At 44.2% G+C, this 14,245-nt stretch carries 15 protein-coding genes; 8 read left to right on the top strand and 7 right to left on the bottom strand.

Annotation, left to right across the window (positions count from 1 at the left end):
- Positions 1-1,151 (top strand): IS1634 family transposase (locus tag QUB11_RS09125; RefSeq protein ID WP_333198985.1); only part of this gene is annotated, 1,151 nt, incomplete at its 5' end.
- Between the two features lie 466 nt (positions 1,152-1,617).
- Here the strand turns inward: QUB11_RS09125 and QUB11_RS09130 are convergent.
- From QUB11_RS09130 to QUB11_RS09140, 3 genes are read right to left on the bottom strand one after another with little or no spacing between them, the layout of a single operon-like run.
- On the bottom strand, positions 1,618-1,842 hold the full coding sequence (locus QUB11_RS09130) for a response regulator transcription factor (protein WP_083888111.1): 225 nt from the start codon (positions 1,840-1,842) through the stop codon (positions 1,618-1,620).
- Positions 1,843-1,871: 29 nt separating this feature from the next.
- Positions 1,872-2,132, bottom strand: a complete 261-nt coding sequence (locus QUB11_RS09135) for a hypothetical protein (protein WP_333205636.1) — start codon at positions 2,130-2,132, stop codon at positions 1,872-1,874.
- Between the two features lie 3 nt (positions 2,133-2,135).
- On the bottom strand, positions 2,136-2,345 hold the full coding sequence (locus QUB11_RS09140) for a hypothetical protein (RefSeq protein ID WP_333205635.1): 210 nt from the start codon (positions 2,343-2,345) through the stop codon (positions 2,136-2,138).
- Positions 2,346-2,962: 617 nt separating this feature from the next.
- On the opposite strand from QUB11_RS09140, the gene QUB11_RS09145 reads away from it, so the two are divergent.
- Complete coding sequence (locus QUB11_RS09145; protein ID WP_333205634.1) at positions 2,963-3,682, top strand: hypothetical protein; 720 nt, start codon at positions 2,963-2,965, stop codon at positions 3,680-3,682.
- A gap of 775 nt (positions 3,683-4,457) precedes the next feature.
- Here the strand turns inward: QUB11_RS09145 and QUB11_RS09150 are convergent.
- The 3 genes from QUB11_RS09150 to recA all read right to left on the bottom strand — a co-directional run bounded on the left by QUB11_RS09150 (position 4,458) and on the right by recA (position 6,375).
- Entirely contained in the window at positions 4,458-4,724 is a 267-nt protein-coding gene (locus QUB11_RS09150) for a Txe/YoeB family addiction module toxin (RefSeq protein ID WP_333205633.1), read from the bottom strand.
- Complete coding sequence (locus QUB11_RS09155; protein WP_242720579.1) at positions 4,717-4,971, bottom strand: type II toxin-antitoxin system Phd/YefM family antitoxin; 255 nt, start codon at positions 4,969-4,971, stop codon at positions 4,717-4,719. The genes QUB11_RS09150 and QUB11_RS09155 overlap by 8 nt, the downstream gene beginning before the upstream one ends.
- A 261-nt stretch (positions 4,972-5,232) precedes the next feature.
- Positions 5,233-6,375 (bottom strand): recombinase RecA, encoded by a 1,143-nt coding sequence (gene recA / locus QUB11_RS09160; protein WP_333205632.1) that lies wholly within the window; start codon positions 6,373-6,375, stop codon positions 5,233-5,235.
- 245 nt (positions 6,376-6,620) lie between these two features.
- Here recA and QUB11_RS09165 point away from each other — a divergent pair, with 245 nt between their 5' ends.
- From QUB11_RS09165 to QUB11_RS09185, 5 genes are all read left to right on the top strand, one after another.
- Positions 6,621-7,196: an IS607 family transposase gene (locus QUB11_RS09165; protein ID WP_333205631.1), complete on the top strand. Its 576-nt coding sequence runs from the start codon at positions 6,621-6,623 to the stop codon at positions 7,194-7,196.
- 97 nt (positions 7,197-7,293) lie between these two features.
- Positions 7,294-8,058: a transposase gene (locus QUB11_RS09170; RefSeq protein WP_333205630.1), complete on the top strand. Its 765-nt coding sequence runs from the start codon at positions 7,294-7,296 to the stop codon at positions 8,056-8,058.
- Between the two features lie 15 nt (positions 8,059-8,073).
- Positions 8,074-8,277: a zinc ribbon domain-containing protein gene (locus tag QUB11_RS09175; protein ID WP_333205637.1), complete on the top strand. Its 204-nt coding sequence runs from the start codon at positions 8,074-8,076 to the stop codon at positions 8,275-8,277.
- A gap of 153 nt (positions 8,278-8,430) precedes the next feature.
- Entirely contained in the window at positions 8,431-10,047 is a 1,617-nt protein-coding gene (locus tag QUB11_RS09180; RefSeq protein ID WP_333390306.1) for a glycosyltransferase family 39 protein, read from the top strand.
- A gap of 460 nt (positions 10,048-10,507) precedes the next feature.
- On the top strand, positions 10,508-12,049 hold the full coding sequence (locus QUB11_RS09185) for a peptide ligase PGM1-related protein (RefSeq protein WP_333390308.1): 1,542 nt from the start codon (positions 10,508-10,510) through the stop codon (positions 12,047-12,049).
- A 166-nt stretch (positions 12,050-12,215) separates the two neighbouring features.
- Here the strand turns inward: QUB11_RS09185 and lepB are convergent, their stop codons facing one another.
- Positions 12,216-12,824 carry a signal peptidase I gene (lepB, locus tag QUB11_RS09190; RefSeq protein WP_333143576.1) on the bottom strand — a complete coding sequence of 203 codons (609 nt, stop codon included), beginning with the start codon at positions 12,822-12,824 and terminating at the stop codon, positions 12,216-12,218.
- An 89-nt stretch (positions 12,825-12,913) separates the two neighbouring features.
- On the opposite strand from lepB, the gene QUB11_RS09195 reads away from it, so the two are divergent.
- Positions 12,914-14,236 (top strand): dihydroorotase, encoded by a 1,323-nt coding sequence (locus tag QUB11_RS09195; RefSeq protein ID WP_333390311.1) that lies wholly within the window; start codon positions 12,914-12,916, stop codon positions 14,234-14,236.
- The last annotated feature ends 9 nt before the right edge of the window (positions 14,237-14,245 follow it).

Genomic DNA, 14,245 nt, shown 5'->3' on the forward strand with positions numbered 1-14,245 from the left:
ACGGCTACTCTCGCGACCATCGCCCCGACTTAAAACAGTTCATTTTAGACCTAATTTGTAGTGGAGATGGAGATGTACCACTATTTTTACGAGTAGCTTCAGGAAACGAATCAGATAATTCCATATTCGCCTCAATTTGTCAAGACTTTAAAAAACAATTAAATCTCGACAGTTTAATGGTAGCTGACAGTGCATTATATACCGCTCCCAATTTAGAAATGTTAACCAATTTAAGATGGTTAACTCGTGTACCACTCAGTCTGAAACAAGCACAGCAACTGGTATCTCAATTAAATGAATCAGAATTTCACGGCTCTTCTGTGACGGGATATAGTTGGTCGGAACACAAAAGTAATTATGGTGGAATTACACAAAGATGGTTAGTAGTAGAGAGCAGTTTGCGTCGTGATGCTGACCAACGTAAATTAGCAAAAAACCTCAAAAAAGCTGAAGTTGAATCCCAGAAGAAATTGCGAGAGTTATCAAATATTGAATTCGCTTGTTCAGCGGATGCCTATTCAGCAGCTAATCGTTTATCCAAACAACTAAAATATCATAATTTAACCCAAATTACCAGCAGAGAAGCGACAGCCAAATCAGCTACTAATTTGACTACTTCTCACGAAAAATCTAGCTCTATATTGATATTTAAAGTTCAAGCAAAACTAGAACTAGATGCTAATGTGGTAGCCCGAATAACCCAAGCTAGTGGCAGATTTATCTTAGCTACTAATGTGCTGGATGCAGAGCAATTAAGTCCTGATGAAATGATTGTAAAATATAAGGAACAGCAGTCGGCAGAGAGAGGCTTTGGATTCCTGAAAGACCCCCTATTTTTTACGGATAGCGTATTCCTCAAGTCGCCGGAAAGAATCGAGGCTTTAACTTTGATAATGGGTTTGTGTTTGTTGGTTTATACTTTAGGTCAAAGGTTACTCCGGCAAAACTTGCAACTCACTAATAAAACCGTAAAAAATCAATTGGGCAAAGGAACTAATCGACCTACTTTGCGCTGGATATTCCAAAGTTTTCAATCGATTCATGCCGTTTTTGTTCAAGGAATTCAGCAAGTTTCTAATTTGACATCTGAACGGTTGGCTATATTAAATTTGTTTCCAGTCACCTGTCGGTCTTATTATTTCTTGTTGTGAAATGAAGTTGAATATTGATTGAGAAAACTAACTCACATTTAAATAATTGTTGATTCAGCAATGATGTACAATTGTCATAATGCGGGCGATATATGCTGGGAATTAATAGTTGTTAATGATCTGATTTTTGACGTTTTATGGGTTAAGAAGATTTAATTCATGCCCTCACGTCAATTTTTAGGGATTCCTAACTGGATGATGCGATAGTTGCACAAATTTTTGGGTGTTTTTACTCATTATTATCTCCGATGATTCACTTTTACTTCCTCAATCCGCGTATGTGCCAGTTGGGGGTGCGGAATGTGGGTTAAAACTGTTTATTCCGGGCGAGATCCCTTGCAGCATCCCCCTTAAGAAAGGGGACTGTGAGTAAGTTCTTGTTCCCCCCGACCTAGGGGCGGTGCCAAGAGTGCCCGCCCTAGGCGCCGTGGGGATCGGGCTTAACTGAAGCGTATTGACTTATTGATCAGTCCCAGAGCAAATTTTCTTGGATCAGTAGTGCAATCATCGCAGTTCTGGAACAAACACCGAGTTTGATAAAAATCCGCCTCACGTAAGTAGCAACCGTCCAGTGACTGATATTTAAATTTTTGGCAATACATTTGTTGGGCAGCCCTTGGGCTACTAATTGCGCGATCGCTCTTTCCCGTGGACTCAGGCTAATTTCCGGTTTGTAACTTGTGCTTTGCATACTTTTGCAATGAGGTAACGAGTTAAAATCTAATCAATTAAGGGTAGAATTCCGAGTTCTTCTCGAACTTCAGATAAAGGAGTTTCCCAATCAGATGCAACGTCCCAATTAATTAACCGAGTGGCTAATTTTCCATGTTTTAAGCCTTTGATAATTTGTCCGATCGCGCATTGGCCGCCGATCAGTCCAACTAACACTAAAATCGCACAAGAAGGACGAAATACTTGAGCGCGAGTAAACGCTTGAAGTATAAATTCATCTTCTGTTGAAGCTGAAAGACCCGTCAGCACCGGTTAAACGTCGTGGTTTCGCTGAATCCAGTCTCCCGATGCGATCGGCTCAAAGCCTTGTTCGTCTAGAAACCGCGCCACTGAGCACCCTAATGTTCCTGCTGGCAGTTGGCGCAATTTTGCCAAGTCTATATCAAAATGTCGATCGCTCTCAATTTGAGGATTAATTGTTTGAGCAATCTTTAATATAACTTCTAATTGACCGTCAGCCATAATTTATTCTCCCTTCAACAATGATTTAAGTTTCGAGCAAATTAATTTGTGTTGGTCAAGTTCATTTTTGCGCTGAATCAAGACGACTTTTTTTACCGACTCAGCTTAGAAATCGTACTTTCTGTCAAACCAATCGGCTATCAGGAGCTTTTACATTTCTTTACAAGCATTCTTAGATTTGAAATCTGCTACCTGTAAAAATCGCCCTAGTTTTTCTAATCGCAACTTGACCCACCGGGAAGTACCCGTAAAATCCACAGTATTTAGCGGTGATTGGAACTCCCTTACTTACGTATATAAATTTATTCTGCCGCTAATTATTGGAACCTGCAATGAGTCAGAAGTTGAAGCTTGCAGGCCTCGTGATGCAGGTGCATACAAGTGAAGAGAGTTGAAGTAAGGTGAAGTAAGGTGAAGTTATGCAGAGTTGATGTTTAGGAATTACGCAGTAGTGCCAATCCCCCGTGGTTGCCCAATTTGTAGTGGCAATCATGGGGGGTTGCCCGTATGTCGTTAGAATGTCGCTCAAATGAGTGACACTCATTTGAGCGACTGGTCAAATATCTTCACCAACAGCTACAAATAAAGTAGAGATCCATATCATACAAGGTGGTGCTATGAAAAAGCTTTACATTTTGTTATCCACAGGAGTGGTGTCATTGATGTGGTGCGCTGCTGCTAGCGCTACCACTTATGTTAATCCTAACGGTAAAACTACTTTAAACTTGTCAGAAAAAGGGAACAATCGCAGAGGTTTTTACTTGACGAAAGTAGGTAATCGGGAATTTTTGGGCAATATTCAAATTACCCGTTCCGAAGGAGCCGCAGGCTCTTACTATAACAATGGGACTTTCAAAGACAGTGCCATCGGCCCTGGCCGAAAAATTGTTTGTTCTGGAGATATTGCCATTGTCAGGCGTCAAGTTGGAAGAAGCAGCCAATTGGGAGCCGAAGTTACTTGGAAGGTGAAAGCAGGAGAAAATTGTCCTTCTATTGGCCAGACATTTAAAGTAAATTTAGTCGAAGCTTTACCGCGTCCTAATGTAAGTGGCGACTATACTTCTAGCAACTCTAATACTTGGTTGACTGAAACTGCGGGTTCTGCAACTTGGCCTGCTTGGCGAGTCACGTCGCGAGATGGACAACTCAACTGCCGCAAGACGCCAAACGGAGCAATTCAACAAGTTTACCGCGCGGATAGAGATACAATTGCTGCTGAGCTGAGGGGAGTAAATGCGATTACGATGTCGAACGGTCAACCCTGGTTGCGGACAAGACAAAACTGTTATGTGCGCGCTAATTCTCAATACTTTCAGCCAGTTTCTATGCCTCAATAAGTGCTCGTAAATGGGGAGCATCTCAATGAAAGCAGCCAAGCCCAAAATTGGAGTTTTGAGGCAATAGGCAGAAGGAAGGAGCCAGAAGAAGTATTTTTACAAATATGAGATGCTCCCAGTTCTGCTGTCAGAGCCACGCGGCTTACCCAAAGACATGAATCCAGTTTACAAAGAGTATTTTGAAAACAATTCTGTTGGGATAAGCTGTTGTGGATTTAAATTGTATGTCAAAAAACAATAAAACTCTTGTGGGGAGTAGGGGTTGGGCGTTCCGCCCGCATCGAATATGCAATTTAAATAAAAAGTCCGCGTTATTTTGTGGCTTCACTACTAAACAATCGCTCACTGCATAACAATTGCCCTGCCAAGGAGTACCCTCTCATCCCTGTTTATCCTGCAAAACTTACATAGGGTGACAAAAATTCTGCTCGCCCGTTAAATAGAAACTCGCTATCGTCATTAAATTAAAATTAAACTGCTCAAAGAATCGCCGACTTTTCTGTTAAACAAAAACGCCGCACCATAGCTAATACCAATTTCATAAAGTAGCGCTAGATATTACCCCCCCAACCCCCCCTCCCGCGGGGGGGCTAAGACTTCATCCATAGCACATCTTTAGAAAAATGGTATAAGGATCGCGAATTAAATAACTTACAATTTTAATTGTTATTGTGGGATGGGCGTCCCGCCCGTCCAAAAAAGACGGGCGGGACGCCCATACCACAAACTTGTGGAAGTTATTTAATTCTCATTCCTAAGCAGGCTAAGGAGGATGTCAATCAGAATAGTGGTATCGACAAGAGATAATAGTTAGAGACTCGTCATCCACAGCATAAACTAATCGATTCGTATCATCAATTCGCCGCGACCAAAAACCAGCCAGAGTCTCCCTCAGTGGTTCTGGCTTTCCGATCCCCTCAAACGGCAATCGGATTGTTGCCTCAATTAGCTTGTTAATTCGTTTTAACGTTTTCTTGTCTTGCCCTTGCCAATATAAATAATCGCCCCAAGCCTCATCCGTCCATGCTAACTTTCTAGTCATCCAACAAATTTCGCTCTACCACTTTCCCCTGCTTAAACTGAGCAATAGAACGCTCCAAATGGGCAGCATTGGCGGGAGATTTGAGTAAATGAACTGTTTCCAGCAAACTATTAAAGAACTCTAGCGACATCACCACCGCATCCTCCGCATCCCGTCTCGTGATGATGGTATAGTCCGTATCTTCCACTACTCTGTCTAAAACAGCCTTGAGGTTATTTCTCGCTTCGCTAAAAGAAACAATATTCATGTACTTGACACTTGTACTACTTACTGTACAAGTATAGCAATCGGCAATATATTCGGCAATCCCGAACTCATATCATGTCGGGTCAATTTACTGGTTCTATGGCTGGAGCCTGGGAACTGATACCTAGAGGAAGAGCCTCGTGAGCGAAAATTAAATTCGAGGCTCTAGGTAGCTGTTGAGTGTTAGTTTCGCTCCAGCCTGGTAACGAGTAAACAACCAGTAAACAACCAGTAAAGGAGTAATAATTGAGGACTAAAAAACTTAGATTTCTTCGTCCAAACCATCTACATCATCTACATCATCTACATCATCTACATCATCTACATCATCTACATCATCATCATCTACCTCAATAGGAGCGACAGAATTAGCAGAAACCAGAGCACCAGTCTCAAGTTTCTTTTTAACTAGCTCCTCAATTTCATTTTTGAAATCGATGTTTTTTTCCATGTGCTGGATCACTTTGTCTCGTCCTTGAGCTATGTTCTCTCCGTTGTAGCTATACCAAGAACCTTTTTTCAGAATTACTCCCATTTCGTCGGCCAAGTCAGTCAGACAGCCTAAAGTAGAAATGCCTTTGCCAAATACAATGTCAAATTCGGCAATACGGAAAGGCGGAGCAACTTTATTTTTAGCAACTTTAACTTTCGTGCGGTTGCCGTATTCTTCTGTACCTTTTTTCAAGCTTTGAATGCGCCGAATGTCGAGCCGCACGCTGGCGTAGAATTTGAGTGCGTTGCCGCCGGTTGTTGTTTCCGGGTTGCCGTAAGTTATGCCGATTTTCTGCCGCAATTGGTTGAGGAAGATGACGGTACAGCCAGATTTGCCGATGTTGCCGGTGATTTTCCGTAAAGCTTGACTCATCAAGCGGGCTTGCAAACCCATGTGGGAGTCGCCCATGTCGCCTTCGATTTCGGCGCGGGGGACGAGGGCGGCTACGGAGTCAATTACTACGATATCGACGGCGACGGAACGGACGAGTTGATCGACTATTTCTAGGGCCATTTCGCCGGTATCCGGCTGGGAAACTAAGAGATTTTCAATATCGACGCCTAAAGCTGAGGCGTAGGTGGGATCGAGGGCGTGTTCGGCATCGACGAAGGCTGCGATACCGCCGGATTTTTGGACTTCGGCGATCGCGTGGAGGGCGAGAGTGGTTTTACCGGAACTTTCCGGGCCGTAAATTTCAATGACTCGGCCTTTTGGCAAACCGCCGCCCAAAGCAATGTCCAGTGTCAGGGCTCCGGTGGGAATGGTTTCTACCCTCATGCGAGTGGAGTCTCCCAATCGGACGATCGCCCCTTTGCCAAAGCTGCGCTCGATTTGGGAGAGTACGGAAGTTAGAGCTTTTTGCTTTTCTGAGTTTTCAGTGGAAGTTTTTATAGACGCTTCTTTTTTTGCCATTTGCGGTACGCGGGTAGACCCCTTGCGGAGCTTGTTGATTAACTGTACAACACGTATGTTAGCAGTTATTTTTAGGGTCTGGAGGTTCTGGGAGGATCTGGTGGAAGATTCTTGATTTTGGGGGTGGTTCAGCCTGAGCCAGCTTTTTGAACGCTCTGATATATAAAGTATTCCGCATCCGGCAGAGGGTTGATGCACCGTAAATAATTTGCTTATTTTCATTTATATATGCTACTATCTGCTACATGGCATACGTACCACTCAGAAAAGCAGTCAAATTTCTGGGTTTGCATCCACACACCTTAAGAAAATATGCAGACGAAGGGAAGATTAAAAGCATCAAAAACGAGGCAGGGCAAAGACTCTACGATGTCGAGTCCTACCAGCGCGGTGCAACTAGAACTACCATTGTTTGCTACTGCCGAGTTAGTTCAACCAAACAGCGAGACGAGCTCGCAAGACAAGTTGAATTTATGCAGCAGCAGTACCCAGACGCCGACATCATCCAAGACATCGGCTCAGGAATCAATTTCAAAAGGAAAGGACTGCAAGCCTTATTGGTCAGATTTATGCGCGGCGAACAGCTCACGGTTGTTGTTGCCTGTCGCGACAGATTGTGCCGATTCGGGTTTGAGCTATTCGAGTTCATGGCAGAACAAAACGGTGGAAAAATCGTGGTTCTTGACCGAACTGTTTACAGCCCTGAAACCGAACTCACAAGCGATCTTCTTGCCATCCTTCACGTCTTCAGTTGCAGAATGCACTCCCTGCGAAGTTACAGCAAGAAAATCAAGGAAGATCCGGCTATTCCTAAATCCTGAACAAAAAGCGCTAATCAAGCAGTGGTTTGGTGTAAGTCGTTTTGTTTACAACACGACTATCAAATACCTGCAAGAGCCAGGAACAAAAGCGAATTGGATGACAATCAAAACCGGAATACTAAACAGTTTGCCAGAATGGGCAAAGCCTGTACCTTTCCAAATCAAATCAATTGCCATCAAAGATGCTTATTTGGCAGTTAAAGCAGCTCAAAAGGGATTTAGTAAAAACGGTCAAATCCGTCAGAGCAAATTTCGGAGCAAACAAGACACTAAGCAGTCTATTTATGTGCCGAAATCGGCTATTAAAGACTGCGGTGTCTATCACTCAATTTTAGGCAAATGTCAGCTCAAAGAATCCTTGCCTGCAATTTTTAGTGATGGCCGACTGACGCTGGCTTATGGCGAATATTACCTAATATTTTCTGAAGAAGTGCAACAAGTTAAGACCGATAAACAAGGTCGGCTGGTTGCCTTAGATCCCGGTGTCCGCACGTTCATGACATTTTTCTCCGAAGATTCCTATGGTTGGCTAGGAAATGATTCTAATTTGTACATTCAGAAATTATGTTTCCGGCTGGACAAATTGGTATCAAAGATTTCGGGCGCTTCTAGTCAGCAGAAAAGAAGATTCAAGAAAGCAGCTAGTAGGCTTCGCTGCCAAATCAAGAATTTGGTCAAAGAGTTACATCATAAAACAGCTAAATTCTTAGTTGATAATTTTGATGTGATTCTGTTGCCCACATTCGAGACTTCTCAAATGGTGTCTAAGTCCCGCCGTAAATTAAGAAACAAAACGGTGAGACAAATGTTAACCCTAAGTCATTACGACTTTAAAACTTTCCTGAAGTGGAAAGCTTGGTAAAATTCAAAACTTGTAATTGATTGCAGCGAAGCGTATACGTCAAAGACTGTTTCATGGACGGGCGAAATTGTCCAAAATCTAGGTGGTGCTAAAACTATTAAGTCTCAAGCCACTGGGTTGAAAATGGATCGGGATCTAAATGGTGCTCGTGGGATTTTCCTTCGGGCATTGGTTGATACACCTTTATTAAGAGATTCTCTTAATTTATACATTTGTTAGCATTTGTTAGCAAAAAAGTATCGGTAGAATTATTGTCTGTTGAGGGATGTAGTAGGTATCGATCGCTCCTTGAGTGAGGTTTAAGATGGGCTACAGTTCCAAATTCCGTGAAGCGTAGCTATCCGGGAGGGAATCGCCACAATTAGGACAAGCATGGGATCTACAACACATCAAGACACATCTGTTAATACCAAAAATTCCCGCTGGCTGAGGAACTTATTAGCGATCGGCATTTTACTTGGTATCGGATTTCGGTTTTTTGAGATCGATCGCAAACTGTACTGGCACGACGAAGCTTACACATCAATCCGCGCCGCTGGTTTCACACGCCAAGAAATCGACGACGAACTATTTCAAAACCGGATTTTTCCCGCACCAGAATTACAAAAATATCAGCGGATTAAACCGGGAAGTACAGAAGCAGACACAATTCGTTCTTTAGCACTAGAAGACCCGCAGCATCCGCCTTTATACTTTCTCATGGCTCGTTGGTGGATGCAGCAATTTGGGAGTTCTCTAACAGCATGGCGCAGTTTGCCAGCACTATTGAGTTTGCTGTCGCTGCCTTTGATGTACGCTTTAGCTCAGGAACTTTTCGCCTCGAATTTGGTGGCGTTATTAGCAACAGCACTTTTGGCTTTATCGCCCTTTGACATATTGTTTGCTCAGACAGCAAGGCAGTATAGTTTGCTAACAGCCACAGTTATTGGCAGCAGTTGGCTGCTGCTGAGAGCAGTGCGGTTGCGGGGTTGGCAAGATTGGGTATTTTACTCGCTGGCGATCGCCCTTGGTTTCTACACTCACCCTTTCTTCAGTTTAACACTCATCGGACACGGAGTTTTTATAATTGCTTACTGGCTGTTTGTCAAAAAAACAAAATTGCGAGGTCACGTAACTAATTCCCAATTTTTCTTATCAGTCACAGCAGCTTTAATATTGTATTTTCCGTGGATTTACGTGCTGGCGACCAACCTGGGACGAGCATCAGCTACGACAGATTGGACGCGAGTATCTCCTGGTGGGCTGTATCTTGTCAAATTATGGACGCTCAGCTTTACATCATTATTTTTTGACTTCGACTTAGGCTTTGATAATATCTGGACTTATCTGCTGAGATTGCCCTTTTTACTGTTAATTGCGGCTGCCATTTACCAAATCTGCCGCCGGACTAGCAGTTCAACTTGGCTGTTTATTTTAACATCAATTTTTGTACCTTTTTTGAGCTTGGCGATACCGGATATAATCCTAGGTGGCAAACGTTCCGCCGTCAGCCGCTATCTGATTTCTTGCTTTCCGGGAGTGCAGCTAGCAGTTGCTTACTTGCTCGCCAGTAACGTGAAAACTCAGCAGCGATTTTGGCAAGTCATTTTAGCCCTGGTTTTTACAGCAAGTATAGCATCCTGTACTGTCAGCGCTTTTTCTGATACTTGGTGGAGCAAAGACTTGAGCTATTTTAATGCTGAAGTTGCGAAAATTATTAACAAAGAGGCGATAGCTAACCGATCGATTAAAGATACAATTGTAATTAGCGATCGCGGCAACGATTTTACGAACATGGGAGATTTGCTGTCTCTGAGTTATTTGCTCGACAAAGACGTGCGGCTGATGCTGATGAGCCAGTCGCCAGAAATCGAGATGCTGAACAAATATTCGGCTCCGCTGGTGTTCCGCCCCTCGGAAAAATTGATCTCGGCACTCAAGCAAAATCAACGCCGCTTAGAGCCAATTTTGCAGTATGCCAGACTTTTTCGAGCGCGGCGAGCTTCTTAGAGCAATTCTGAAAAGTAGCTGTAGGGACACTCCAAGAGCCCAAGGCGTGTCAACTTAACGTCAAACCTAGTTATAGATGGCTGTTTGACTATTAAGGCCAGATCCCCCTAGCGAGCGGGCGGGCACTCTTGGCACCGCCCCTAGGTCGGGGAGGACAGGAAGCCTCTTTAAGTCAACCCCTACTCCCCAACAACCAGGGGGATTTAGGGGGATCTGGACTCAGGTAAAAACGAGATTTATCAAGGCTTTCAAGCTTAAGTTGACACCTATGGGCATTGCCGTCTCCGGCGCCGGGATTCGGGACACGGCAAGGCCTAAGTCCCTACTGTTCGTTTTAATAATTGGTATAAGATTTAGAATTGTAGTCAGACAAAAAAACTCTGTCAGTTGTCTCAAGTATTGGGGCTGACACACCCGACATCATCAGCAATAATTATTTGAATACTTAGGATAAAAAGCAATGCAAGAGTTAAATAAATCCTCTTCCGAATCCGCGCAGAAGTTTCGCAATCTTCAGACAGAATTACGCGAGCGTTGGCGAGCGATAGAAGAATTCGACAGCGGAGATTGTGACATTATTATCATTCCTTCTGTCAGCTTAGATCAGCAAGAAATGCGGAAAATTGAGGGTGCTTACCACTACGAAGAGCGACATTTATTTTCATTGATTCGCCTGCGAAATCCCCGCACGCGGTTAATTTACATTACCTCGGAGCCCTTGCACCCGATGATTGTGGATTATTACCTGCAATTGCTGCCGGGAATTCCGTTTTCTCATGCGCGTGATCGGCTTTTGCTGTTCAGTGCTTACGATGCTTCTGCCAAATCCCTCACCCAGAAAATTTTAGAGCGCCCCCGCTTGATGGAGCGCATTCGTCAAGCTGTGCGGCCGAAAAAATCTTATATGGTTTGTTATAACTCGACGCCCTTAGAACGCGAGCTATCTGTTCAATTGGGGATTCCTTTGTGGGCCAGCGATCCCGATCTGTTATACTGGGGAACAAAAAGCGGTAGCAGGCAAATTTTCCAAGAATGTGGCGTGCCTTATCCTGACGGTTCCGAGTTGGTTTGGAATGCGGAAGATTTAGCAGAAGCTGCCGCTCAATTGTGGGAACGGCAGCCACATTTGCAGCGGATCGTAATTAAGTTAAATGAAGGTTTTTCGGGGGAAGGGAATGCAATTTTAGACCTGAAGTCCCTGGCAGGTAAAGCGCCTACAGAAAGAGCGAAGGCAATTGGCGATCACTTCCATAATTTACGCTTTCAATCCAAAGGCGAAACCTGGGACAACTTTAGCAGCCGCATTCCCGAATTAGGGGCAATTGCCGAAGCATTTATCGAAGGAGAAGAAAAGTTCTCCCCCAGCGTTCAAGGCAGAATTATTCCCAGTGGCGAAGTAGAAATCCTCTCCACTCACGACCAGATTTTAGGAGGCCCAGACGGCCAAATTTTCTTGGGTTGCCGATTTCCGGCGGACGAATCTTACCGGCTGGCGTTGCAAGAATTGGGATGGAAAGTCGGGCAAAACTTAGCTAAAAAAGGTGCTTTAGAGAGATTTGGAGTAGATTTTCTCGCTGTAAAGCAATCCGATGGGAAATGGGATCTTCAAGCAATAGAAATTAACTTACGTAAAGGAGGCACAACTCATCCGTTTATGGCTTTGAAACTGTTAACAAACGGTCGGTACGAGCGTACTACCGGATTATTTTACAGCCAGCAGGGCCGTCCGAAATATTATGTGGCTTCGGACAATTTGAAAAAGGAGCGCTATCGGGGATTATTACCGAACGATTTGATGGATATTATTGCTGACAATCAACTGCACTTTGACAGCGGTACTGAGACGGGCAGTGTGTTTCATTTAATGGGTTGTTTGTCGGAGTTTGGCAAATTGGGAGTGACGAGTATTGGCAATTCGCAGCAAGAAGCTGAGGATATGTATAACAAAGTTGTAAAAGTTCTCGATCGCGAAACGTCAGGGGATTTTAGATTTGAGATTTGAGATTTTAGATTTTATCCAGTCAGTCACCTTAGATCCCCGGCTTCTTGAAGAAGTCGGGGATCTAATATCCCTAGCGTTTTGTATAACAACTGGCAAGACGATTAGGATGTTCTTAATCACCCAAATCATTGCTATTATTGAATTGGCCTTCTTGGTTCCGTTAGAGCTAATTTTTAGCGGGATAAAGGGGCGTGGGGTCGATCGAACCTGTGCGGTTGAGCGGCCAAAAACGCACAATTGCCCTACCGATGATATTTTGCTTGGGTACAAAGCCCCAGTAATGACTGTCACAGCTTGCGTTGCGGTTGTCGCCGAGCACCAAGTAAGAATTTTGAGCTACAACTACAGGCCCGTAGGGATACTGCGGAATTTCTTCAATATATTTTTCCTGTAGCGGCTGCTTGTTAATAAAAACTTTTCCCTCTCTGACTTCCACACTGTCCCCCGGCAGTCCGATTACTCGCTTGATATAGGCATCTTTGATCGGTGGCGGCTGTCCCGTGCACAAACTAGCCTGGTCAGGAGGCATAAATACGATAATATCTCCTCGCTGGGGCTCTTGGAATCGATAGCTGACCTTATCTATAATTAATCGATCGTTAATTTGTAAGGTTGGGAGCATTGAGCCGGTGGGAATGTAGCGTGCTTCGGCAACCAGGGTGCGGATACCAAAGGCTAAAAATGCTGCTAAGCCGATCGTCTTAATTCCTTCGATCCAAGGATTTTCGGTGTCTTGCGGAGGTTTTTCGTCGGCTGACTTGTCTAGACGAGTCATAGGGTATTGTAGTGACTGAGCTGGATACGAATTATAAACTTAATAATGCTTCCATGCTAGCACGCTGTTTACTGAATTAAGGATATCTTATGACTACCCAATCAAGTTTGTTAATCCGTCGCGCTCGCATTCTTTTGCCCAATGGTGAGTTTTTGGTAGGAGATGTGCAAATCTGCGATGGCAAAATTGTCCAAGTTGCTGCGGAAATTGTCGAATCGGGCGATCGAGAAATAGATGCCAAAGGCTTAACTCTGTTACCCGGAGTAATTGACCCCCAGGTACACTTCCGGGAACCAGGTTTAGAACACAAGGAAGACTTGTTTACGGCTAGCTGTGCTTGCGCTAAAGGCGGCGTGACCTCGTTTCTGGAAATGCCGAATACGCGACCTTTGACCACAACCCAAGCTGCCTTAGATGATAAACTGCGCCGCGCTTCCGAGAAGTGTTTGGTGAATTACGGCTTTTTTATTGGTGCAACGCCAGAGAATTTGCCGGATTTGTTGACTGCGAATCCAACTCCGGGAATTAAGGTGTTTATGGGTTCGATGCACGGTCAGTTGTTGGTCGATGGAGAAGCAACTTTAGAGGCGATTTTTGCCAAAGGCGATCGACTAATTGCGGTACACGCAGAAGACCAAGCTAGAATCAACCAGCGTCGTCAAGAATTTGCTGGTATTACCGATATTGCAGTTCACTCGCAAATTCAAGACAATCAAGCAGCTTTATTGGCAACTCAACTAGCAGTAAAACTTTCTAATAAATATCAGCGCCGACTGCATATTCTGCACCTTTCAACGGGGGATGAAGCTGAGTTTTTGCGCCAGGAAAAACCGAGTTGGGTGACAGCAGAAGTTACGCCGCAGCATTTGTTGTTAAATACCAGCGCCTATCAAAAAATTGGCAGTTTAGCTCAAATGAATCCGCCTTTGCGCGAGCCCCGCGATAACGAAATACTTTGGCAAGCTTTACTCGACGGCGTAATTGATTTTATCGCCACAGACCATGCGCCACATACCTTAGCAGAAAAAGCTCAAGATTATCCGAATACGCCGTCGGGAATGCCGGGAGTCGAAACTTCTTTGCCTTTGATGCTGACCCAAGCAGTAGAGGGAAAATGTACAGTGGCGCAAGTTGCTAATTGGATGTCGGCGGCCGTTGCTAAGGCTTATAAAATTCCGAACAAAGGGGCGATTGCTCCGGGTTTTGATGCAGATTTAGTCTTAGTTGATTTGGAGAAATACCGCCCGGTGGTGGGCGCAGAGATGGCGAGCAAGTGCGGCTGGAGTTCCTTTGAAGGATGGAATTTAACTGGATGGCCAGTTGTGACTGTTGTGGGAGGAAAAGTTGTTTTTGAGAATGGTAAATTGGATACAAATGTGAGGGGAGAAGCCTTGACATTTGACGCTGAGTAAGCATGAATT

Origin of the sequence: Microcoleus sp. B6-A1 (genome assembly GCF_036705085.1) — a bacterium.
In the GTDB taxonomy this organism is placed as follows: Bacteria; Cyanobacteriota; Cyanobacteriia; order Cyanobacteriales; family Microcoleaceae; genus Microcoleus.